This window comes from Blautia pseudococcoides, assembly GCF_001689125.2.
GTDB lineage: Bacteria > Bacillota > Clostridia > Lachnospirales > Lachnospiraceae > Blautia > Blautia pseudococcoides.
In genome coordinates this window covers 3,119,715-3,142,207 of the sequence record NZ_CP015405.2, presented here as the reverse complement: position 1 = coordinate 3,142,207, position 22,493 = coordinate 3,119,715, and the positions used below count along the sequence as shown (strand labels likewise).

Genomic DNA, 22,493 nt, shown 5'->3' with positions numbered 1-22,493 from the left:
TACGGAAAGGAAGCTTAAAGATGGAAAAGAATTTTCTGGATGTCTTCCCCAATCTGGAGGTGGGGCAGGAGCTGGCTGCTCTGCTGGAAGAGGTAGTGGTGACAAAGGCTGCCGTCAATCCGGAAAAAGACCATATCAGAATCTATATCCGGAGCAGACAGTGGATTCATAAAAAGTATATCTATTCCCTGGAGGAGACCATACGGAACCAGTTCTTTCCCGGTGTACCCATGGCAGTGAAGATCATAGAAAAATTCACTCTGACCGGCCAGTATACGCCAAAGCTGTTCTTTGACGCATACCGCGCCTCCATGTCCATGGAGCTGAAAAACTACAGCATTCTGGTATACAATATGTTCCGTACTGCCCAGATCTCCTTCCCGGAGGAACAGAAGATGGAGCTCAAAATGCAGTCTTCTGTGCTGGCTAAAAGCCGGGAGGAGGAACTTGTCTCTTACATTGAGAAGGTGTTCTGCGAGCGCTGTCCCTTTTCCCTGATCGTGGAGCCTGAATATGTGGAGGCCAGCGAGAGCAAGGTCCGCAAAAACAGCGAGATTCGTATTATGCAGGAGGCTGCCCACGTGATTGAGCAGTCTTCTTTCGGGCAGCAGAATGACGGGGAGGATTTCCTGGAAGAAGGAGAATCGTCCGCTGTCCAAGGTATCGGGGAAGGCAAAAGTACAGACAGAAAAGAAGCGTCTGCTGATAAAAAACCGGCAGAAGGCGGAAATAAGGTGGACAAAGACAAGAAAGAATCCAAAGGCGGAAAAGACGCGAAGGGCAAAAAAGCGTTTGGAAAAGGTGACCGCAGTTTCGGTGATCACAAACGGAGCATCAAACGCTCGGATAATCCCGACGTGCTCTATGGCAGGGATTTTGAGGACGAGACGATTCCTCTGGAAAGTATCCAGACAGAGATGGGTGAGGTCTGTATCCGCGGTCAGATCATGACACTGGAGACCAGAGAGATCAGAAATGAGAAGACCATCATCATTTTTGCGATCACGGATTTTACGGATTCCATCACGGTGAAGATGTTTGCGAGAAACGACCAGGTGGAAGAAATCCTGGGGGGTGTGAAGGAGAAAGCCTTCCTGAAACTGAAGGGCGTGACCACCATTGACCGGTATGACAGTGAGCTGACCATCGGAAGCGTGGTGGGTATCAAGAAGACTGCCCCGTTTACCAGTTCCAGGGCTGATACCAGCCCGGAAAAAAGAGTGGAGCTTCACTGCCACACTAAGATGAGTGATATGGATGGTGTGTCAGATGCAAAGGCCATCATCAAGCGCGCCTATGAGTGGGGGCACAGGGCCATTGCCATTACGGATCACGGGGTGGTGCAGGCTTTCCCGGAGGCGAACCACTGCTTTGATTCCTGGGGCGGGGTAGTGCCCCCGGATGCGGATTTTAAGGTCATTTACGGTGTGGAGGCATATCTGGTAGATGACATGAAGGGCATTGTGCAGAACAGCAAGGGACAGTCCATGCGGGGAACCTTTGTGGTATTTGATATAGAGACAACGGGTTTTTCAGCGCTTCGTGATAAGATCATCGAGATCGGTGCGGTCCGTGTGGAGGACGGCAAGATCGTGGGGCGGTTCTCTGAGTTTGTAAACCCCAGAATCCCCATTCCCTTCAGAATTGAGAAACTCACCAGCATCAATGACAGTATGGTAGCAGGTGCAGAGGGCATTGACGTGCTGCTTCCAAAATTCGTAGAGTTTTGCAAAGGGGCTGTCATGGTTGCCCACAATGCGGAATTTGATATGAGCTTTATTGAGAAGAACTGTAAGGATTTAGGGATTGAGACAGACTACACGTCCGTGGATACTGTGGGAATGGCGCGTTTCCTGCTTCCTCAGTTAAACCGTTTTAAGCTGGATACCGTGGCGAAAGCAGTGGGCGTTTCCCTGGAACATCACCACAGGGCGGTGGATGATGCGGAGTGTACAGCCCAGATTTTCCAGAAATTTATCACCATGTGTGAAGAGCGGGATATCGGCACCCTGGATGAACTTAACGAGAAGGGGGCTGTATCTGTGAATGCAGTGCAGAAAATGCCCTCTTACCATGCCATCATCCTGGCTAAAAATGATACGGGCAGGGTGAATCTCTATCATCTGGTGTCAGATTCCCATCTGATCTATTATCACAGAAGGCCCAGAATACCCAAAAGCCTGTATCTGAAATACCAGGAGGGGCTTATGATAGGCTCCGCCTGTGAGGCAGGGGAATTGTACCAGGCAGTCTTAAACGGCAGACCCGAACCGGAGATCGCCAGACTTGTGAGCTTCTATGACTATCTGGAGATCCAGCCTATCGGTAACAATGCCTTTATGCTGCGGAATGAGGACCGGACAGATATCCAGACGGAGGATGATCTAAGGGATGTCAATAAGAAGATCGTGAAGCTTGGGGAGATGTTCAATAAGCCCGTGGTCGCCACCTGCGACGTGCATTTCCTGGACCCATCGGATGAGGTATACAGAAGGATCATCATGGCTGGCAAGGGCTTTGATGATGCGGATCAACAGCCGCCTCTGTACCTTCATACCACGGAGGAAATGCTGGATGAATTTTCCTATCTGGGAAGTGAGAAGGCTGAGGAAGTTGTTATCACCAATCCAAACAAGATTGCGGATATGGTGGAGAAGATATCCCCGATCCACAATGGTAAATGTCCCCCTGTCATTGAAAATTCGGATGAAATGCTGCGAGAGATCTGCTACAGCAAGGCTCATGAGATATATGGGGATGAGCTTCCAAAAGTGGTTGAGGAGCGTCTGGAGAGGGAACTGAACTCGATCATCTCCAACGGATATGCGGTTATGTATATGATTGCCCAGAAACTGGTGTGGAAGAGTAACAGTGACGGTTATCTGGTAGGTTCCCGTGGTTCCGTGGGTTCTTCATTTGCTGCCACTATGTCAGGTATCACGGAGGTAAACCCTCTAAGCCCTCATTATTACTGTCCCTCCTGTCATTACTGTGATTTTGATTCCGAGGAGGTGCGGGCTTACTCCGGCAGGGCCGGCTGTGATATGCCGGATAAGAACTGTCCGGTGTGTGGAAAGCCCCTGACAAAAGAAGGGTTTGATATTCCCTTTGAGACCTTTTTGGGATTCAAGGGGGATAAGGAGCCTGATATTGACCTTAACTTCTCCGGAGATTACCAGGGCAAGGCCCACCGTTATGTGGAGGTTATCTTCGGGGCCGGGCAGACCTTCAAGGCAGGTACCATCGGTACCCTTGCGGAAAAGACAGCCTTCGGTTATGTGAAGAATTATTTTGAAGAGCGGGGAAGCCGGAAGCGGTACTGTGAGATCAACAGGATCGTGCAGGGATGCACAGGTGTCCGCAGGACCACGGGACAGCATCCGGGCGGCATTATTGTTCTTCCCATCGGCTGGGATATCGAGGAATTTACCCCGGTACAGCATCCCGCCAATGATATGGGCAGCGATATTATCACAACACACTTTGATTACCATTCCATTGACTCCAACCTGCTGAAGCTGGATATACTGGGACACGATGATCCCACAATGATCCGTATGCTGGAGGATTTGACCGGCATCAATGCCAGGGAGATCCCTCTGGACAGTAATGAGGTTATGTCTCTTTTCAAAAATACGGATGCATTGGGAATCACACCGGATGATATCAGGGGATGTCCTCTGGGCTGTCTGGGCGTTCCGGAGTTCGGAACGGATTTTGCCATGCAGATGTTGATCGACGCCAATCCCACCTCATTTTCTGATCTGGTGCGTATTTCCGGCCTGTCCCACGGTACGGATGTGTGGCTGGGAAATGCCCAGGATCTGATCAAGTCAGGGACGGCGACCATCACCACCTGTATCTGTACACGAGATGATATCATGATATATCTGATCAACAAGGGGCTGGAGCACGGGCAGGCCTTTACCATAATGGAGAGCGTGCGTAAAGGAAAGGGCCTGAAGCCGGATTGGATTGATGATATGAAAGCGCACGATGTGCCGGACTGGTATATTGAGTCCTGTAAGAAGATCAAGTACATGTTCCCAAAAGCCCATGCAGCGGCTTACGTTATGATGGGATGGAGAATTGCCTACTGTAAGATTTACTATCCGCTTGCATACTACGCAGCATTTTTCAGTATCCGTGCAACTGCCTTTTCCTATGAGCTGATGTGCCAGGGAAAAGAAAAGCTGGAGTATTTTATGGACGACTATGAGAAGCGCAAGGATACCCTGAGCAAGAAGGAGCAGGATACTTACAGGGATATGAAGATTGTGCAGGAGATGTATGCCAGAGGATTTGAGTTTCTGCCTATTGACCTTTATAAAGCCAATGCCCACACCTTCCAGATCATGGATGATAAGCTGATGCCCGCCCTGGATACCATAGAGGGTCTGGGAGACAGGGCAGCCGATGCCGTGGTGCTTGCCGCGGAGGAAGGGGAATTTTTGTCCAAAGACGATTTCCGCAACAGGACAAAGGTCAGCAAGACGGTTATTGATCTGATGGATGATCTGGGATTATTCGGTGATCTGCCCGATTCCAATCAGATGTCGTTGTTCGATTTTCAGTAAAGAAAAATGGAGAGGCATTTTTATCCCAGGGGATGAAAAGGTTTTCTCCTTTTTTTGCTGCGGTATGCCTGCAGCCATCTTGCAGCGTATGATTCTCTTCCCTCACAGTTGGCAAGAGAAGCAAAAAAATAGCCAGGGCATCACAGGATGGAGATTCCATCGACTGGCCCATACAGGCAGGAATCCTGAATGGGAATTATGGCGGCGCGTATAGGTATGTCGGTAAACAGCCTGTGTGGAACGGAGAGCCAACACATCAGGGGGATTTTCTGATTATTCGTGATGACCATGTGATCCCAGTAGAGTGCAAAGCCGGAGATCATGTAAAGGGTCTATAAAGGAAAGTATAAGGAATAAAGTCTGTGCCTCTTTATGCAGCGTTTTATATATAAAACATTTCTTGAATACACAAGGGAAAAGTAATATAATGGGAACGATAAAGAGACGGACAGAAAAGAGAGCCGCCTCGGATAGGAGAAACATGAATTACGAAGAAGCAAGAGTATATTTGGACGAGGTGTCCAAATACGGAAGTGTACTTGGTCTGGATAACATGAGAGAGCTGCTTGGACGGCTTGGTGATCCCCAGGATGATCTGAAATTTATCCACATTTCCGGTACCAATGGAAAGGGGTCAGCACTCTCATATATGTCTACAATCCTTTCCGGAGCGGGCTTTCGGACAGGCCGGTACATATCTCCAACCCTATATGCTTACCGGGAACGGATTCAGGTGGATGGAGTGATGATAGACAGGGAATCCCTGGCTGCCCTGGTGACCGTGGTCAAAGAGGCCGTGGATGCCATGGAGGCGGAGAATAAAGGGAACCCAACTGTGTTTGAAGTGGAGACTGCCCTGTCCTTTTTATATTTTAAGGAGCAGAAATGTGACATAGTAGTGCTGGAGACCGGACTTGGAGGGACGCTGGATGCCACCAATGTGGTGAAAACAACAGTAATGGAGATGATTTCCTCCATAGGTATGGACCACATGGAGTTTCTGGGCGGGACGCTTCAGGAGGTCGCAGAGAATAAAGCGGGAATCATCAAGCCACACACATGGGTGGTAAGTGCCAAGCAGGACCCAAAAGCGGCGGCGGTGATCAAGCGGGTCTGCCGTGAAAAGGACTGTAAGCTGGCGGTTGTGGACCCGGATGCTTTTCGGGATGTACATTACGGTTATGAGAAGCAGACTTTTACATATAAGAATTGGAAAGACGTGGACATCACCCTGGCGGGCACATACCAGGTGACGAATGCAGCCCTGGCGCTGGAGGCTGTGGAGGTACTGCGAAAACTTGGGTATTCCCTGACAGAGGAGCAGGTGCGAAAAGGCATGAAGGCGGCCTTCTGGAGAGGACGCTTTTCTGTCATCCACAAAAATCCGGTGGTGGTCATAGACGGTGCCCACAATCCGGCCGCGGCCAAGGTGTTGAAAGATTCCCTTGAGACCTATTTTCAGGGGAAAAACCTGCACTTTATTATGGGCGTGTTGGCGGACAAGGATTATCAAAGTGTGATCGAGATGACAGCACCCCTTGCAAAACATATTATCACTATAGAAACACCGGGCAATCCCAGGGCGCTTTCTGCCGGAAAGTTAAAAGAAGCTGTGGAAAAGGTGAATCCCAGCGTGGAGGCAGCAGGCAGCATACGGGAAGCTGTGGAAAAAAGCATGAAAAATACACAGAAAGATGACGTGATCGCAGCGTTTGGCTCTCTGTCCTTTTTAGGGGAGCTTGACCGGGAAGTACAGTCCATGGAGGGAGAATAAAACATGAACCAGGATAAGATAAAAGAGGGAGTAGGCCTGATTCTGGAAGGGATTGGGGAGGATATAAACAGAGAGGGACTTTTGGAGACACCGGACAGAATTGCCCGCATGTATGAGGAACTGGCTGCCGGATATTCGGATGATGCGGCAGTGCATCTGAGGAAGCGTTTTCATGTGGACAATAATGACATGGTGATGGAAAAGGATATTCATTTTTATTCCTTCTGTGAGCATCACATGCTGCCCTTCTATGGGAATGCAGCCATTGCCTATATTCCCAACGGGGAAGTGGTGGGACTTAGTAAGATTGCAAGAACCGTGGAGGTCTTTGCCAAGAGATTTCAGCTTCAGGAGAGACTGACAGCCCAGATCGCGGACGCCTTTATGGAAGAACTGAAGCCCAAGGGCGTAATGGTGCTGATACAGGCAGAGCATATGTGCATGACCATGCGGGGAATTAAAAAACCGGGAACCAGAACCGTATCTGTGGTAACCAGAGGTATCTTTGACAACAATGAAAACCTGCAGAATTCCTTCTATAGAATGCTGGACTGCTGACAGAGTCTGTTCCTTTCCTTTTCAGGAAAAGTTCAGCGGCCCTGGAGTGTGTTTGAAAATTCATTCCAGGCAGAAGGGAGCGGAAAAGTGACAGATAACAAAGAGGATATGCCCCGGGTGAACCGGATCTGGAACCACCAGGGCTATCAAAAGAGTTTACATAATATTGAAGAGTTGGAGAAAGAACGGATTTTCTGCGGACATGACGCCCGGCATTTGCTGGATACGGCAAGGCTTGCATATATTGAAAATCTGGAACTAAGTCTTGGGATTTCAAAAGAGATCATATATGCGGCAGCTCTTCTGCATGATATCGGAAGAGGCCTGCAGTATACAGAGGGGGTTCCCCACCAGGAAGGCGGAGTAAAGATTGCAGCCCCTATACTCAGAGCGTGCGGCTTTTCGGACAGGGAGACAGAGGAGATTCTTGAGGCCATCGGAGGCCATAGAGACATTTCAGTGAAAACAGGGAAGAATCTGGCCGGGATTCTTTACCGCGCGGACAAAAGGTCCCGGTGCTGTTTTTCCTGCCCTGCAGAGGCGGAGTGTAATTGGAGTACGGAAAAGAAAAATATGCGGCTGACCGTGTGAGCGTTATGATACACAGTCCACGCCGTGCCCAGGGACAGTAGCCTGTGAACAGTAACGAAAAAGGAGATAAAAAAATGAAAATCGGAAACAGAATCTTTGATACGGAACATGAATGCTATATTATGGGGATTTTAAATGTGACCCCCGATTCCTTTTCAGACGGCGGAAAGTGGAACGATATGGAGCGGGCAAAACAGCACGCAGCAGACATGATCGCAGAAGGGGCTGCCATTGTTGACGTGGGCGGAGAGTCCACGCGTCCGGGACACCAGCAGATCACCGTGCAGGAGGAAATCGACCGGGTGGTGCCCGTCATAGAGATGCTGAAACAGAATTTTGATATTCCGGTATCCATTGACAGCTATAAAAGCCAGGTAGTGGAAGCTGCCTTAAAAGCAGGCGCTGATATGGTAAATGACATTTGGGGATTCAAATATGACAAAAAGGTGGCAGAGCTGACGGCCCGGTATCAGGTCCCCTGCTGTCTGATGCATAACAGAGAGAAGGCAGAGTACACAGATTTCATGCAGGATATGTGCCGGGATTTAAGGGAGTGTGCTGCTATCGCAAAAGAGGCCGGTGTGGCAGATGACAGGATCATCCTGGACCCGGGCGTAGGGTTTGGAAAGAACTATGAACATAATCTGGCTGCGATCCACCATCTGGAAATGCTGCGGGAGATTGGGTATCCCGTTCTTCTGGCAGCCTCCAGAAAATCCGTAATCGGCAATACCCTGGACCTGCCTGCTGACCAGAGGGTGGAGGGTACACTGGTCACTACTGTTATGGGCGTAGAGAAAGGTGCTGCCTTTGTCAGAGTCCACGATGTGAAAGAAAACCTGCGCGCCATACGCATGACACAGGCAATTCTGCGGCAGAGAAAGGGAATATAAGCATATGAATCCGGAAAAATACGATAAGATCACCATAGAAGATTTGGAGATATTTGCAAACCACGGTGTGTTCCCTGAGGAAAATAAACTGGGCCAGAAATTCATGGTATCCGCTATACTGTACACAAATACACTGCGTGCAGGCAGAACCGATGAACTGGCAGCATCCATTGACTATGGTGCTGTGAGCCATTTTATCACTTCTTACATGCAGAAGCACACCTTTAAGCTTCTTGAAGCTGCAGCGGAGCATCTGGCAGAGGAGATGCTCCGAAGCATCGCCCATCTGGAAGCAGTCACCCTGGAGATCAAAAAACCCTGGGCCCCTGTGGGGCTTCCGCTGAAAACCGTATCCGTAAAGATAACCAGGGGATGGCATACCGCCTATATTGCCCTTGGTTCCAATCTGGGAGATAAGAAGGCATATCTGGATATGGCGGTGGAGGAACTGGACAAGACGGAAGGCTGCCAAGTTCTGAAGGTATCAGAGTATCTGGTGACCGAACCCTATGGCGGCGTAGAGCAGGATGACTTTCTGAACGCCTGCCTCAGTATGCGGACTTTGTATGAGCCGTTTCAGCTTTTGGTGCGGATGCATGAAATTGAACAGGCAGCCAAAAGAGAACGGCTGGTACACTGGGGACCGCGAACACTGGACTTGGATTTGCTGTTATTTGATGATGAGATCATAGATACAGAAGAACTGAACGTACCACATGTGGAAATGCATCTGCGGGATTTTGTGCTGATCCCGCTGGCGGAGATCGCTCCTTGGAAACTGCATCCGGTCCTTGGGAAGACAGTGGGGCAGTTGGCGGCGGAATTAAAGAGATGAGGTAGGTATAGGGCGGAGGGAAGGTGATGGGAGCACCCCACCCCTCCGCCCAAAACATTTCTTACAACAATTCCCGAAAAGCCCCAATCAGCTCATCATTTTTCTCCGGACTCATCACACAGAACCGCACATAGGAAGAATCCAAGAACGGAAATGTGGAACAGTCACGTATCATAAGCCCTTTTCTTATACAACAGTCAAACAGCATATCTGAAGTGACATCCTCCTTCAATATTTTTATAAGAATAAAGTTCGTACAGGAGGGATAGACCTTCACAGTATCCCATGCGGACAAAAGCGAAAGCAGCCGCTCCCGCTCTGTGGTGATGAGGGTGCGGGTCTTTTCTATATAATCCTTGTCTGAGAACATGATACAGCCCGCGATCTCGGCCAGGCTGTTGATGGTCCAGGGGTTCTTTTTGGTATTGATGTATTTTAATAAGTCCGGATTTCCCGTTACAGCATAGCCCAGTCTCAGGCCGGGGGCTGCGAAAAACTTGGATATCCCCCTGAGTACGATCAGGTTATTGTAATTGTTGGTCAGAGGAATAGAGGATACTTTTAAGTCGTCCGGGGCGAATTCTGCATAAGTCTCGTCCACCATGACTGCAATGCCGTACTGCAGGGCAGCATCCAGGATCTTCCGCATGTCTTTTCTGGAGATGGCTGAGGCGGTGGGGTTGTTGGGATTACAGAGTACCAGCAGGTCCAGGCCGTCTTTCATCTGGCTGCACAGGTCGTTTACATCCATCTGGAAGTTGTTCTCCTCCTTCAGGGGATAATAGAGGGTATGTCCGCCTTCCAGCGCGATTTCCCTCTCGTATTCTGAGTAGGTGGGACCCAGGATCAGGGCTTTTTCCGGGTGGGTGGTCTGGATGAACAGGGAGATCAGCTCTGTGGAGCCGTTGCCCACAATAATGTTCTCAAACTGGGCTCCGGTGTAGGCGCAGATACTTTTGCGCAGTTTTGCGTAGTCCCTGTCCGGGTAGGTGGTGATGGCGTCCACATGGCTTGCCAGTGTCTCCCTTAAAAGGGGAGAGATGCCAAGAGGATTTACATTGGCGGAAAAACTGGTGATGTCTTCCTTTTTGATTCCATAGATTTCTTCGATTTTTTCCAGGTCGCTGCCGTGGAAGTGGTCTTTATGTTTCAGCATGCGTATGCCTCCGTTTCTGTGCATTTTCATATTTATAGAGTTTGGGGAGGGGCAGCAGAGGTTGCACCCCTTGCATTTGTAGTGTATAATTGTACTATTCAGGACTTGGCCCTGAAAAAAATATATACTTAACCACATTATAGCGGGATATAATAAATAGTTCAACATAATAATCGGTTCTCTGTGCCATTGGAGTAGCCGTTTTGATCGTATTTGCTGCGCATGCCGAAGCCGGCATGGTACTGAGCGTGGATGGAAACAGAATAGATAACGGGGTAAAATACATTGAAGAGAAGAATAGAACAACTGATAAATGGAAGATTTGAATACGAGGTTCCCGGCCTTTTGTTGTCCAGGGAAGAGATCAGGGAAAGTACAAAGGCAGGGGAAAATATCAGGGGAGAGCTGATGATAGCAGCAGAGAACGGGAGCCGCATTAAGGGGATCGCCTATTCTTCCCACCGTCGTTTTCTTCTGGGAAAAGAGCGTTTTACCGGGGAGAAGATAGAGATACCCTACGGAGCAGATGTAAAAGGCCTGAATCCGGGGGATTCCTTTGAGGGAGAACTGGTTTTAAGCACCAGCATCGGAGAGTACAGGATTCCTTTTGCTATCCAGGTGGAACCCTGCAGGATCAAGACATCTGCAGGCTCTATTAAGGATTTGGGTGCCTTTGCAGAGCTGGCAAAAAAGGACTTTAAAGAGGCTTACCATTTGTTTCTGGATGCCTCTTTCCCGGAACTTTTGAAGGAGGACCAGGAGGTGCTGCCCTATTATTATGCCATGGCGAAGAACCCTGTGACCTGGCAGCATCTGGAGGAATTCCTCATCGGAACAGGCAAGAAAGAGCCTGTAAAGCTCCATCTGGAACAGGAAAAACTGGAGATTTATGAAGTGCAGAGTTCCCTCATGGATACAGTCCGGGTACGCAGGAGCGGATGGGGGTATCTAAATGCCGCTGTGAGTGCGGAGGGCGACTTCCTGGAGGTGGAGAAAAAAACGATCCGGGACGAGGATTTTATCGGCAGTGTCTATGAGCTGCAGTATATTATCCGCAGGGAGAATCTGGGGCACGGAAGGAACTACGGAAGAATCTGTATCAAAACCGTTTACCAGACTCTTGTATATGAGGTCATGGCCTCCAAGAGCGGGAAAATCCAGGTAAATGTCACTGCCTATGAGAAGAAAAAGAAACTGGAGCTTTTAAGGGATTATCTGGATCACAGCCTGGAGAAGCTGCCTAAGAGCCAGTGGGAGAGTAAAACCCTGGATCTTTTATCAGAACTCAGGGAGACAGGGCATTATACCACGGAACACCAGTTGTTTGAAGTGTGGTTCTATCATGAATGCGGGGAGGACGGCAAAGCAAGGGAAGCGCTTGACAAGCTGAAGGACAACAGCCGGATTGAGGCTGAGGAGGAACTGGAGGGTGTCTATCTCTATCTGGAAGATGTGCTGGGCTGCAGCCAGGAGATCCGGGAGAAGATGGTGGTGCGTCTCCACCAGCTTTACCAGCGCAGGGAGGATAGTTTCCTTCTTCTGTACATTCTGCTGAGAACAGATTCTGAGCAGGTGCGAACCCAGTCCAAGAAAATCTATCTGCTGGAGGAACAGTACAGAACCGGCTGCAGAAGTCCGTTCTTGTATCTGGAAGCCTGCCGGATAGCGGCAGCGGACGGGGCACTGCTGCGCAGGATCAGTCCTTTTACCATTCAGGTGCTGCACTTTGCCATGCGTCATCACATTATGACAGAGGAGATGGCTTTCCGCGCTACAGACCTGGCAGGCCAGATGAAGGAATACAGCCAGAAGGTCTATGAGATTCTGGAATACATTTACGAGAAATATCCCTCAACAGCCGTGGTGCGCTCTATCTGTATGCTGATCATGAAGGGCAATCCCAGAAAAAAGGAATATTTCCGCTGGTATGAGCTGGCAGTGGAAAAAGAGCTGAAGATCACAAGGCTGTATGAGTATTATATTGAGACGATGAGCCGCAATCACCAGAAGATACTGCCCCGTATGATACGCATGTATTTCAGTTATAACAATACCCTGAGCGATGCAAAAAAGGCATTTGTTTACAGCAATGTGATACGCAACAAGGAAGTGGATAAAACTACTTATTTGAGCTATAAAAGCAGCATAGAACAGTTTGCCTGTGAGAAACTGAAGGAAGGCCGGATGAATGAGGATTTTGCGGTGGTATACCAGGAATTCTGCCTGAATTCCCATGATCCTGCGGTTAAGAGGGCGCTTGCGAAAGTGCTTTTTACCCACAGGCTTTTCTGTGATGACCCTAAAATACGCCGGGTGATCGTCCGTCATGCGGCATTTCGGGAAGAACAGGTTTATACCTGTACGGATAAAGTGGCTTATGTGTCCATTTATACCCCGGATGCCAGGATTGTCTTTGAGGATGACAGGCAGAGACGCTATATCCAGACCATAGATTACAATATCCAGCCTCTTTTGGAGAGAAAGGAGCTGGCACGGCAGCTTTTAGCGGAGGGTATCAGGACACCGGGACTTCTTCTCTATACCTGCGGAGAGCTGAATCATGAGAACCCCATAACCAGAGAGAATATATCCTGTATCCAGGATGTTTCCGGGGAGGATTGTTTTTCTGAGGATTACAGACAGAGAGTGCGCAAACGCCTGCTTCTGTACTATGAGGAGCACATGGGCAATGACAATCTGAAGGACTATCTTCGGGAGATGGATTTCCACAGCTTTGCAAAGGTCAACAAGAGTCTGCTCATCACCATTTTGGTGAAACAGGGAATGTATGTGGGAGCCTATGACCTGCTGTGCGAGTATGGTTACGAGGAGATTGATCCCAGGGATCTGCTCAGGCTGTGCAGCCGCATGATACTTAACCTGGAGTTTGAGTACGAGGAGGAGCTGCTTCTTTTAGCTCACCATATATTTAAGGAAAATACCTATGATGAGGTGGTTCTTGAATATCTGACCAAGTACTATGAAGGCCCTGTGGATGAGATGATCCGGGTGTGGGAGCGCTCCATGGGATTTTCTATAGAAGCCTACGAGCTGGAGGAAGATATTCTGACATACAGCATGTTCACAAGGCTTTACCATCCCGGGGATGCCGCGGTCCTGAAAGACTATGTGAAATTAAGCGGCAAGGAGCAGGTAATACTGGCCTATCTGACCTTTGTCTCCTTCCAGTATTTTGTGGGGGGAAAAGAGGCGGAGCCGTTTATTTTCCGTTCCTTGGAGCATGTGAGGGAAAAGGGGTGGGAGTATGACATTATCTGCGACCTGGCCCTTCTCAAATATTATGCAGGGGAAAACAAGTGGGAGGAAAACAGGCTTTTGACAGCCCGCTCCATCTTATCCGTATGCGGAAGAACCGGGCTTAAATTCGCCTTCTTCCAGGATTTGCCCAGGACGCTTCTGCAGAGTATGCAGCTGGAGGACAAAGTATTTGCCCAGTGTCAGGCAAGCCCCAGGGCGGATGTGACGATTCACTACCGTATGCTGCAGGCAGACCGGGAGCCGGGAGATTTCAAAAGCGAACCCCTGAAAAACCTGTATCAGGGTATCTATAATAAAGAGTTTATCCTGTTTTACGGGGAAGTGCTGGAGTATTATTTTACTGTTGCACAAAAGGGAGAGACCCATGAGACGGAGAAGAAAAAGCTTACCGTTCCCATAGCAAAGCTGGAGGGAAGCACAAAATACCAGATGATCAACCGTATGCTGGCGGCAAGACAGCAGGGAAGAGAACAGGAACTTATGGAACTGCTTGGACAGTACAGGCAGCAGGAAGAATGGGTTTCCTCTCTCTTTGAACTGATAGAATAAGGAGGCAGACAAGGGCATGAATGAGACAAGAAATATTATTGCGGGCCTGGAACTGGGAAAGGAATTTTCCCAGATCTGCTATTATGACAGAAAAGAAAAAGAGCCGGTTTCTCTCTCCGTGAAGACAGGGAGCAATCAGTATACATTCTCAACCAGACTTTCCAAAAGGCCCAGGACTGAGGTGTGGCATTTTGGCATGGAGGCAGATTATTTCTCCACGCATGAGGGGGAGATCCCGGTGGACAATCTGCTGGAAATCTGGGCGCAGGGGGAACCGGCCCAGATTGACGGCGGCTGGTACAGACCGGAAGAGCTGCTGGAGATATATTTAAAAGGCTGCCTGTCTGTTCTGGGCGTGGCAGAGCCTGTAAGACAGATCAAGACACTGATGATCACAGTACCGGATTTGAACCGGGTGCTGGTGCGCAAGCTGCAGAGAGTGTGCAGCCGTCTGAAGTTTACTTCAGGGCAGGTGCTTCTGCAGGATTATGAGGAGAGCTTCTATTACTATGTGATGAGCAAAAGACCGGATAACTGGAACAGGATGACAGGACTTTTCACCTTTGAAAAGGGGAAAGCCACCTTTTCCCGCATGGTGGTTGACAGCCAGAAGAAACCCATGCTGGTCACAGTGGAGCACGGCAAGACCATAACCCTGCCAAAAGACCCGGATCAGAAAGATGTGGATTTTTACCAGTTGATCGCGGATTCCTGCGGGAACGACACATATGGGGGAATCTATCTGGTGGGCGACGGTTTTTCAAAAGACTGGGCAGTGAGAAGCGTACCTCTCCTGTGCAAGAACCAGCGCCATGTATATTATGGGAATAACATGTATGTGAAAGGTGCCTGCTATGCGGCCAGGGAGCGGACGGAGGAGAAGCTTCTGGGCACATACCTGTACGTGGGAAATGCCCTGGTGCAGAACCATGTGAGCATGGAAATGCTGATCCAGGGAGCAAAAAAGAATTACACGGTTGCTGAGGCGGGAAGAAACTGGTATGAGACAGAGCATGAGTTTGAGCTGCTTCTGGATGGCAGGCAGGACTTGGAATTCATGGTGAAACCCATGGACGGCGGTGAAGTCAGACATTACTGCATGAAACTGCCGGGACTTCCAAAGAGGCCTGACAGGACCACAAGACTCAGGGTACACGTCATGTATGAATCGGCAGATACCTGCATCATTCTGGTACAGGACCTGGGATTTGGGGAAATGTTCCCCTCAAGCGGTCTGATGTGGACCGAGAGAGCAGTGTGGTAGGAGGAAACAGATGAGCGGATACATATTATGTCAGATAAAGCGGGCTTCTCTTCCGTTTTATATTGAGAACATCAGCACAAATATCTACAGCATAGAAGAATTATGTTATTATCTCTACCACAACATCTATCTGCTGGATGAGACCATTATCAATGAACATCTCTGTGACTGGATAAAAAATGAACTGGGCCTTTTAAAACTCTATCAGAAGCTGTACCGTATCCTGGAGGAGGAGCGCGGTGCAGGGGACTTTATCCTGGCCGTATTCAGGGAGATCAATTATCTGACCCATGAGCAGTTCAAGAAGCTGAACGAGGAGCTTGTAGTCTTAGAGCAGCTTCCCGATGTGGCACGCAAGAAGAAAAAAGGCGACTATCTGGTTGACAACCGGATGTATGTCAATGCCATCCGCATCTATGAGGATGCACTCAGAAGTGTGGATACCGGCGGTCTGGGCGGACAGTATGAGGGTGAAATTTACCACAATATGGGCTGTGCCTATCTGCATCTCTTCCAGATGGATGAGGCAAAGGCCTGCTTTGAAAAAGCATATGAAAGTCTTCATACCAAACTGGTTCTGAAACATTATCTGTGTACCTGCAGGATGCTCATGGAGGAAGCCCAGTGGCAGGGAGAATGTGCCAAAATGGGAGCCGATCTGGATACCTGCAGGGAGATCCAAATGGAGATGGATGAGAGAAAAATCAGCGTTCCCCGGGAGAAACAGGAAGATATGGGGGATGTTTTGGAAAAATACACAAAAGAATACCACAGAAGCACAGGATTTTAGGCTTGTGTTTTGAAAACCGATGTTATATAATTCCTTGTGTATCATAACGTTTCTCAGTGAAAGAGGAATCGTAACTGTGAAGGTACCAGGCAGTTATGAGAAATCAATATTATGGAAAAAGGACAGGTGTACGAAGGTGAAGAAGTTAGAACAGCTTTATGAAGGAAAAGCAAAGAAAGTATTTGCAACGGATGTAGACGGCGTAGTGATCGTAGATTACAAAGATGATGCAACTGCATTCAACGGTGAGAAAAAAGGCACAATCACAGGCAAGGGCGCTATCAACAACCGCATGACAAACTATGTTTTCCAGCAGCTGGAAAAGGAAGGCGTGCCGACTCACTTCGTAGAAGAACTGAGTGACCGCGAGACAGCCGTGAAAAAAGTGAGCATCGTTCCTTTAGAGGTAATTGTTCGTAACGTGGCTGCAGGAAGCTTCTCCAAGAGAATGGGAGTGGAAGAAGGAAAACAGCTTCTCTGCCCAATCTTAGAATTCAGCTACAAAGATGATGACCTGGGCGACCCCTTCATCAACGATGACTATGCGCTGGCATTAGGACTGGCTACACAGGAAGAGATCGACACCATTAAATCATATACAAGAAAGATCAACGAATTTTTAATGAAATATTTCCTGAACGCAGGAATGAAGTTAATTGACTTCAAGATTGAATTCGGTAAATTAGCGGACGGAACCATCATCCTGGCTGATGAGATCTCACCGGATACCTGTCGTCTTTGGGATGTAGAGACAAATGAGAAGCTGGACAAAGACCGTTTCAGAAGAGACATGGGCAACGTAGAAGAGGCATATAACGAAGTTTTCAAACGTCTGGGCCTGGCTTGATCAGAGGGGTGCCCGGGACACCTTCCGGCTGGGAAGGCGCCTCGCGGTGCCCTTTTTATTATTGTAAATGGAAAAGGAGATTTTAAATGAGTACAGATAGATATCAAAGCCCATTATCCGAGCGCTACGCCAGCAGGGAAATGCAGTATATTTTCTCCCCGGACATGAAGTTCCGCACATGGAGAAGACTGTGGATCGCTTTGGCAGAGACAGAGAAAGAACTGGGGTTAAATATTACCCAGGAACAGATTGCCGAGCTGAAAGCCCATGTGGATGACATCAACTATGATGTGGCAAAAGAGAGGGAAAAACAGGTACGTCACGACGTTATGTCCCACGTATACGCATATGGTGTACAGTGTCCCAAGGCAAAAGGAATCATCCATCTGGGTGCAACCTCCTGTTATGTGGGTGACAACACGGATATTATTGTAATGACAGAAGCCCTGAAACTGGTCAAGAAGAAACTGATCAACGTCATCGCAGAGCTGTCTAAATTTGCGGACGAGCATAAGGCGCTCCCAACCCTGGCCTTCACACATTTCCAGCCTGCACAGCCTACCACGGTTGGCAAGAGGGCAACCCTGTGGATGCAGGAATTCATGCTGGATCTGGAAGATCTGGATTATGTCATAAGCACCATGAAGCTTCTCGGCTCCAAAGGTACAACAGGCACACAGGCCAGCTTCCTGGAACTGTTTGACGGTGACCAGGAGACCATTGACAAGATTGACCCTATGATCGCAGAGAAGATGGGATTCAAAAAATGCTACCCTGTATCAGGACAGACATACTCCAGGAAAGTGGATACCAGAGTGCTGAATGTGCTGGCAGGCATTGCAGCCAGTGCCCATAAGTTCTCCAATGATATCAGACTCCTGCAGCATTTAAAGGAAGTGGAAGAACCATTTGAGAAGAGCCAGATCGGTTCCTCAGCCATGGCTTACAAGAGAAACCCCATGAGAAGCGAGCGTATTGCTTCCCTGTCACGTTTCGTAATGGTAGATGCCCTGAATCCGGCGATCACTTCCGCTACCCAGTGGTTTGAGAGGACCCTGGATGACTCCGCTAACAAACGCCTCTCTGTTCCTGAAGGATTTCTGGCTATTGACGGTATCCTGGATCTGTGCCTGAATGTGGTGGACGGCCTTGTCGTATACCCGAAAGTGATTGAAAAACGTCTGAGAAGCGAACTGCCGTTCATGGCTACAGAGAACATTATGATGGATGCTGTTAAGGCAGGTGGGGACCGCCAGGAACTGCATGAGAGGATCCGTGAGCTGTCCATGGAGGCAGGAAAGAATGTGAAGGTAGAAGGAAAAGAGAATAACCTTCTGGAGCTGATCGCCGCAGACCCGGCATTCAATATGAGCCTGGAAGATCTGCAGAAGACCATGGAACCTTCCCGCTATACAGGTCGTGCCCAGGTACAGGTGGAGGCATTCCTGAAGAGTGTTGTGCAGCCTGTTCTGGATGAAAACAAAGAAATTCTGGGCATGAACGCAGAGATCAACGTATAAAAACAATCGGGAGGTTTTTACATGAAGGAGCAAAAGAGAGGGAATCCCATAGCGCTTTTGCCCATTGGGGTATTTTTGATCATTTTCATTGGGGCAGGTATCCTGTTCCATGACTTTTATACTATGCCGGCCATTGTGGGATTTTTGATTGCCCTTGCTGTGGCATTTTTCCAGAACCGTAAAGTTGGATTCCAGGAGAAAGTGTCAATCATTTCCAAGGGGATCGGTGAGGAGAACATTGTCACCATGTGCCTGATCTTCCTGGCAGCCGGAGCCTTTTCCGGCTCCATCAAAGCCGCCGGCGGGGTAGAGAGCACAGTCAATCTGGGGCTTTCCATTATGCCGTCCTCGATTGCTGTGGTAGGATTGTTTGTGATCGGCTGTTTTATTTCCATCTCCATGGGAACCAGTGTGGGTACTATTACCGCTATGGCCCCCATCGGGGTTGGGATTGCTGAGAAAACTGGTATTCCCCTTCCTATCTGTATGGGAGCTATTGTGTGCGGAGCCATGTTTGGAGATAATCTGTCCATGATTTCCGATACCACCATCGCGGCAGTGAGGACACAGGGATGTGAGATGAAGGACAAATTCAGGGAGAACTTTTTCATTGTCCTGCCTGCAGCCATTATCACGGCTGTGATCTTCTTCTTCATAGCCAGGGGAAATGCAGGGATTATTGATGGCGATCTGAAGTTTCAGATCATCAAGGTGATCCCATACCTGGTGGTCCTGATTGGGGCGCTTGTTGGTATTAACGTGTTCATCGTACTGATCACAGGTACCGTGCTGTCCCTTATTGTGGGGGTAGGCACAGGCGCGTTTGCTGTCAGTGAAATGTTTCAGAAGATGGGCGACGGCATCACAGGTATGTATGATATCACAGTGATCTCCATTATTGTAGCTGCCATTGTGGCGCTGGTGAAGGAACACGGAGGTATCGAATATATCCTGTATGTGATCAAGAAACGGATAAGCGGCGAGCGGGGCGGGGAGTTCGGAATCTCTGTTCTGGCGCTGCTGGTGGATTGCTGTACAGCCAACAATACGGTGGCTATCGTTATGGCCGGACCCATTGCAAAAGAGATCAGCGAAGAGTTCAAGGTAAGCCCAAAGAGAAGCGCATCCCTGCTGGATATCTTTGCCTCCGTAGGCCAGGGAATGATTCCCTACGGCGCCCAGCTTCTGGCCGCTGCCAGTCTGTCCGGGCTTACGCCTATGGCGATCATGCCGTATCTGTTTTATCCTATTTTAATGGGAGTTTCAGCCATTGGATTTATCATTTTCCGCAGGAGAGAAGTGGCGGGATAAAATTAAGGTTAAAAAAGGCAGCTATATTACTTGGGAATATGGCTGCCTTTTCTGTGCGCCTGGCGGCGCACGTTTCTAATGGGTGAAAGTCCCTAATCCCCCCTAGTAGTGGGAAGGATACAGCCAAGACCAAGGGTGTCCATTGTGAAGTGGAATCTGAAGGAAGGTGGAGGCAAATCTCTGGTCTGACGAACAGAAATCACATCAGGCTACAGTTAAGGATTATTTCCTTCTGCTCTCCCAAAACCAGGTGCCCGTCAATAACATCCCTGAAGGAGGTGTCAATGTTTATACAAAAAACAGAATATTTCAAACAGGAGTACCAGACCTTTCAGGACTACAGTCTGTATGTGGAACGGGTAACTGTGAATCAGGATTTTATGGAACATACCCATGAATATGATGAGATCGTGATTGTAGTGTCCGGGTCAGGGCAACATTTGATTTAATATATATTTTTAAGAACCTTTTTATCATGCCAGGTATCTAATTAATAACAATAGAGATTTTACAGAACCTTATTGTTTCTGTCTATTGTTTACAAAAACGGAGCTCACGTTTTTTAGAACCGGGGAGAAGGCCCTTTCCGGTACACAAAAAGGAGGAACCCATGCAGCAGCAGAAATTTATACAAGCCGTCAGGGAAGCGGAAACCACGCTGTATCATGTAGCCATGTCCATTTTGAGAAACGATGCGGACAGTGCGGATGCAGTTCAGGAGGCGCTTCTGAAGGCTTTTGAAAAATTAGATACGTTAAAGGAAGAGAAGTATTTCAAAACCTGGCTGACACGTATCCTGATCCATGAGTGCTATCAGATACAGAGGAAAAAGAAACGTCTGGTTCCTTACGAAGCGTATGTGGAGAGGGAGCCGGGAAACGAAGACGAATTATATACAGACCTTTATACAGCCATCAAGGGTCTGCCGGAGGACCTTCGCATTGCGGTGATATTATTCTATATAGAAGGCTTCTCCATTGCGGAGATCGCCCAGATGATGGGAATTAAGGAAAATACCGTGAAAACACGTCTGTACAGGGGAAGAAATCAGCTCAGGAAAAGTCTTGGTGATAAGGAGGAAGCATTATGTTAGAACAGGGAAAATGGAAGAATGAGGCACCGAAACCTTCAAAGGAATTTCACGACAGATTCGAGGAGAGTTTGAAACTGATAGAACAAAGGGCTGAGCATACAGGGGAGAAGGCTTTTGCCGGCGCAGAAGTTGTCAGTATGAATAGAAAGGCAAAACGAGGAACAGGACGTTTAAAAAGGGCAGCAATGGGCTGCACAGCCATGGCTGCTGCAATGGCCGTATTTCTGGGGGCATGTTATCAGAATCCGGTGTGGGCATCCAATCTGCCCCTGATCGGCCATATTTTTGAACGGATGGAAGGAAAACTGTCATACGGAGAAAATTATAAAGACTATGCGGAACCTCTGGAGTCTGGAACAGCAGAAAATCAGGCCGGAGGCGGACAGGAGGGCCAGGCCGGAGGCGCCTTTACAAAAACAGTGGACGGTACCACGGTCACCATGTCAGAAAGCTACTGCAGCGGTTCCGCTCTGTATCTGTCTGTGCTGATCGAGTCAGAGGACCCCTTTCAGGACACCTTTAAAAATGAATCCGGGCAGCCTTCCATCTGCATACAGACAACAGAAAATTACAGTTTTAACCCTCAGGTACAGAATGATCTGGTTTATCTGGAGGGGGAGTTTCTGGATGACAATACCTATACAGGGGTTATGCGCATAGACCTGAATATGAAAAATACGGATGCCACAGAGCTGGAGAAAAAACAGGCCGAAGCGGAAGCAGCCGGGGAAGAATTTATGGTTGATGCGGAGGTAGTGAAACAATACAGCACAAAATTAGAGATCCCGGAACAGTTTACCCTGAATCTGGATATCAGCCAGATCATAGGACAACTGGCAGAACCGGACGTTTTTGATACAGGATACACAGACGAAGAACTGGAAGCCATGTCAGATGAAGAGTGGAAACAGGTCATGACAGAGGCGGAAAATGAGGGTGGATGGAACAGCTTTCCAAACAGCCATGAAAACTGGTGGATGGATGGCTCCTGGCAGTTTGAACTGGATATTAAAGCGGACCATTCCAAAGTACAGACCGCAGAAGTAAACCAGATGAATGAAGAGGGCGCAGGTATTGCGTCTGTAGTGAAAACACCTTTTGAGCTGACTGTAAACGAGTTATATGAGGATGAGTCGAAACGGGCAGATTACTTTCCTGTGATCCTGGATGCCCAGGGCAGGGCCATGGAAGTTATTTCAGGTAATGTCAATACCGTTCCGGTGAAAAATTACGATGTCTCCACCGTCTATGTATATTTATGTGATTACATGGAATATATGGATGAGCTGAAAGGGCACAGGCAGGAGGATGGCTATAAGGCCCTTATAGATGAGAAGGCAAAATTCGCCACAGAAGTGCATTTTGACTAACAATTTTTGATAAAAAGCAGGCAGAGGGGGAGTCCGTAATTTCCGTTCTGTGATTGGGAAGGAGCTGTTTTCAACCGTCAAAACAC

The 22,493-nt window shown here is 48.5% G+C and carries 16 protein-coding genes; 15 read left to right on the top strand and 1 reads right to left on the bottom strand.

Annotation, left to right across the window (positions count from 1 at the left end):
• Positions 1-20 precede the first annotated feature (20 nt).
• The 6 genes from A4V09_RS14985 to folK all read left to right on the top strand — a co-directional run bounded on the left by A4V09_RS14985 (position 21) and on the right by folK (position 9,228).
• Positions 21-4,577 carry a PolC-type DNA polymerase III gene (locus A4V09_RS14985; RefSeq protein ID WP_065543061.1) on the top strand — a complete coding sequence of 1,519 codons (4,557 nt, stop codon included), beginning with the start codon at positions 21-23 and terminating at the stop codon, positions 4,575-4,577.
• 481 nt (positions 4,578-5,058) lie between these two features.
• A complete protein-coding gene (locus A4V09_RS14980; protein ID WP_065543060.1) occupies positions 5,059-6,351 on the top strand; it encodes a bifunctional folylpolyglutamate synthase/dihydrofolate synthase in 1,293 nt (430 codons plus the stop codon).
• A 3-nt stretch (positions 6,352-6,354) separates the two neighbouring features.
• Positions 6,355-6,909 (top strand): GTP cyclohydrolase I FolE, encoded by a 555-nt coding sequence (gene folE, locus A4V09_RS14975; protein ID WP_065543059.1) that lies wholly within the window; start codon positions 6,355-6,357, stop codon positions 6,907-6,909.
• Positions 6,910-6,996: 87 nt separating this feature from the next.
• Positions 6,997-7,500: an HD domain-containing protein gene (locus tag A4V09_RS14970; RefSeq protein ID WP_330396438.1), complete on the top strand. Its 504-nt coding sequence runs from the start codon at positions 6,997-6,999 to the stop codon at positions 7,498-7,500.
• A gap of 74 nt (positions 7,501-7,574) precedes the next feature.
• Entirely contained in the window at positions 7,575-8,393 is an 819-nt protein-coding gene (gene folP, locus A4V09_RS14965) for a dihydropteroate synthase (protein WP_065543058.1), read from the top strand.
• Positions 8,394-8,397: 4 nt separating this feature from the next.
• The gene (folK, locus tag A4V09_RS14960; RefSeq protein WP_065543057.1) at positions 8,398-9,228 is read left to right on the top strand and encodes a 2-amino-4-hydroxy-6-hydroxymethyldihydropteridine diphosphokinase; all 831 of its coding nucleotides are present in this window, start codon (positions 8,398-8,400) and stop codon (positions 9,226-9,228) included.
• Between the two features lie 61 nt (positions 9,229-9,289).
• Here folK and A4V09_RS14955 read toward each other — a convergent pair whose 3' ends face one another.
• Positions 9,290-10,384 carry a pyridoxal phosphate-dependent aminotransferase gene (locus A4V09_RS14955; protein ID WP_065543056.1) on the bottom strand — a complete coding sequence of 365 codons (1,095 nt, stop codon included), beginning with the start codon at positions 10,382-10,384 and terminating at the stop codon, positions 9,290-9,292.
• A gap of 285 nt (positions 10,385-10,669) precedes the next feature.
• On the opposite strand from A4V09_RS14955, the gene A4V09_RS14950 reads away from it, so the two are divergent.
• The 9 genes from A4V09_RS14950 (at position 10,670) to A4V09_RS14915 (ending at position 22,407) form a co-directional block, all read left to right on the top strand.
• Positions 10,670-14,212, top strand: a complete 3,543-nt coding sequence (locus tag A4V09_RS14950; RefSeq protein ID WP_198168546.1) for a DUF5717 family protein — start codon at positions 10,670-10,672, stop codon at positions 14,210-14,212.
• 16 nt (positions 14,213-14,228) lie between these two features.
• Positions 14,229-15,476 (top strand): DUF5716 family protein, encoded by a 1,248-nt coding sequence (locus tag A4V09_RS14945; protein ID WP_065543055.1) that lies wholly within the window; start codon positions 14,229-14,231, stop codon positions 15,474-15,476.
• 10 nt (positions 15,477-15,486) lie between these two features.
• Entirely contained in the window at positions 15,487-16,266 is a 780-nt protein-coding gene (locus A4V09_RS14940) for a tetratricopeptide repeat protein (RefSeq protein WP_065543054.1), read from the top strand.
• Between the two features lie 136 nt (positions 16,267-16,402).
• Positions 16,403-17,113: a phosphoribosylaminoimidazolesuccinocarboxamide synthase gene (gene purC, locus A4V09_RS14935; protein ID WP_065544802.1), complete on the top strand. Its 711-nt coding sequence runs from the start codon at positions 16,403-16,405 to the stop codon at positions 17,111-17,113.
• 86 nt (positions 17,114-17,199) lie between these two features.
• Positions 17,200-18,633: an adenylosuccinate lyase gene (gene purB / locus A4V09_RS14930; RefSeq protein WP_065543053.1), complete on the top strand. Its 1,434-nt coding sequence runs from the start codon at positions 17,200-17,202 to the stop codon at positions 18,631-18,633.
• 21 nt (positions 18,634-18,654) lie between these two features.
• The gene (locus A4V09_RS14925) at positions 18,655-19,944 is read left to right on the top strand and encodes a Na+/H+ antiporter NhaC family protein (RefSeq protein ID WP_065543052.1); all 1,290 of its coding nucleotides are present in this window, start codon (positions 18,655-18,657) and stop codon (positions 19,942-19,944) included.
• A 284-nt stretch (positions 19,945-20,228) separates the two neighbouring features.
• Positions 20,229-20,393: a cupin domain-containing protein gene (locus A4V09_RS24540; RefSeq protein WP_157123507.1), complete on the top strand. Its 165-nt coding sequence runs from the start codon at positions 20,229-20,231 to the stop codon at positions 20,391-20,393.
• A gap of 161 nt (positions 20,394-20,554) precedes the next feature.
• Positions 20,555-21,037: an RNA polymerase sigma factor gene (locus tag A4V09_RS14920; protein WP_065543051.1), complete on the top strand. Its 483-nt coding sequence runs from the start codon at positions 20,555-20,557 to the stop codon at positions 21,035-21,037.
• Positions 21,031-22,407 carry a DUF4179 domain-containing protein gene (locus A4V09_RS14915; protein ID WP_065543050.1) on the top strand — a complete coding sequence of 459 codons (1,377 nt, stop codon included), beginning with the start codon at positions 21,031-21,033 and terminating at the stop codon, positions 22,405-22,407. The genes A4V09_RS14920 and A4V09_RS14915 overlap by 7 nt, the downstream gene beginning before the upstream one ends.
• Positions 22,408-22,493 lie beyond the last annotated feature (86 nt).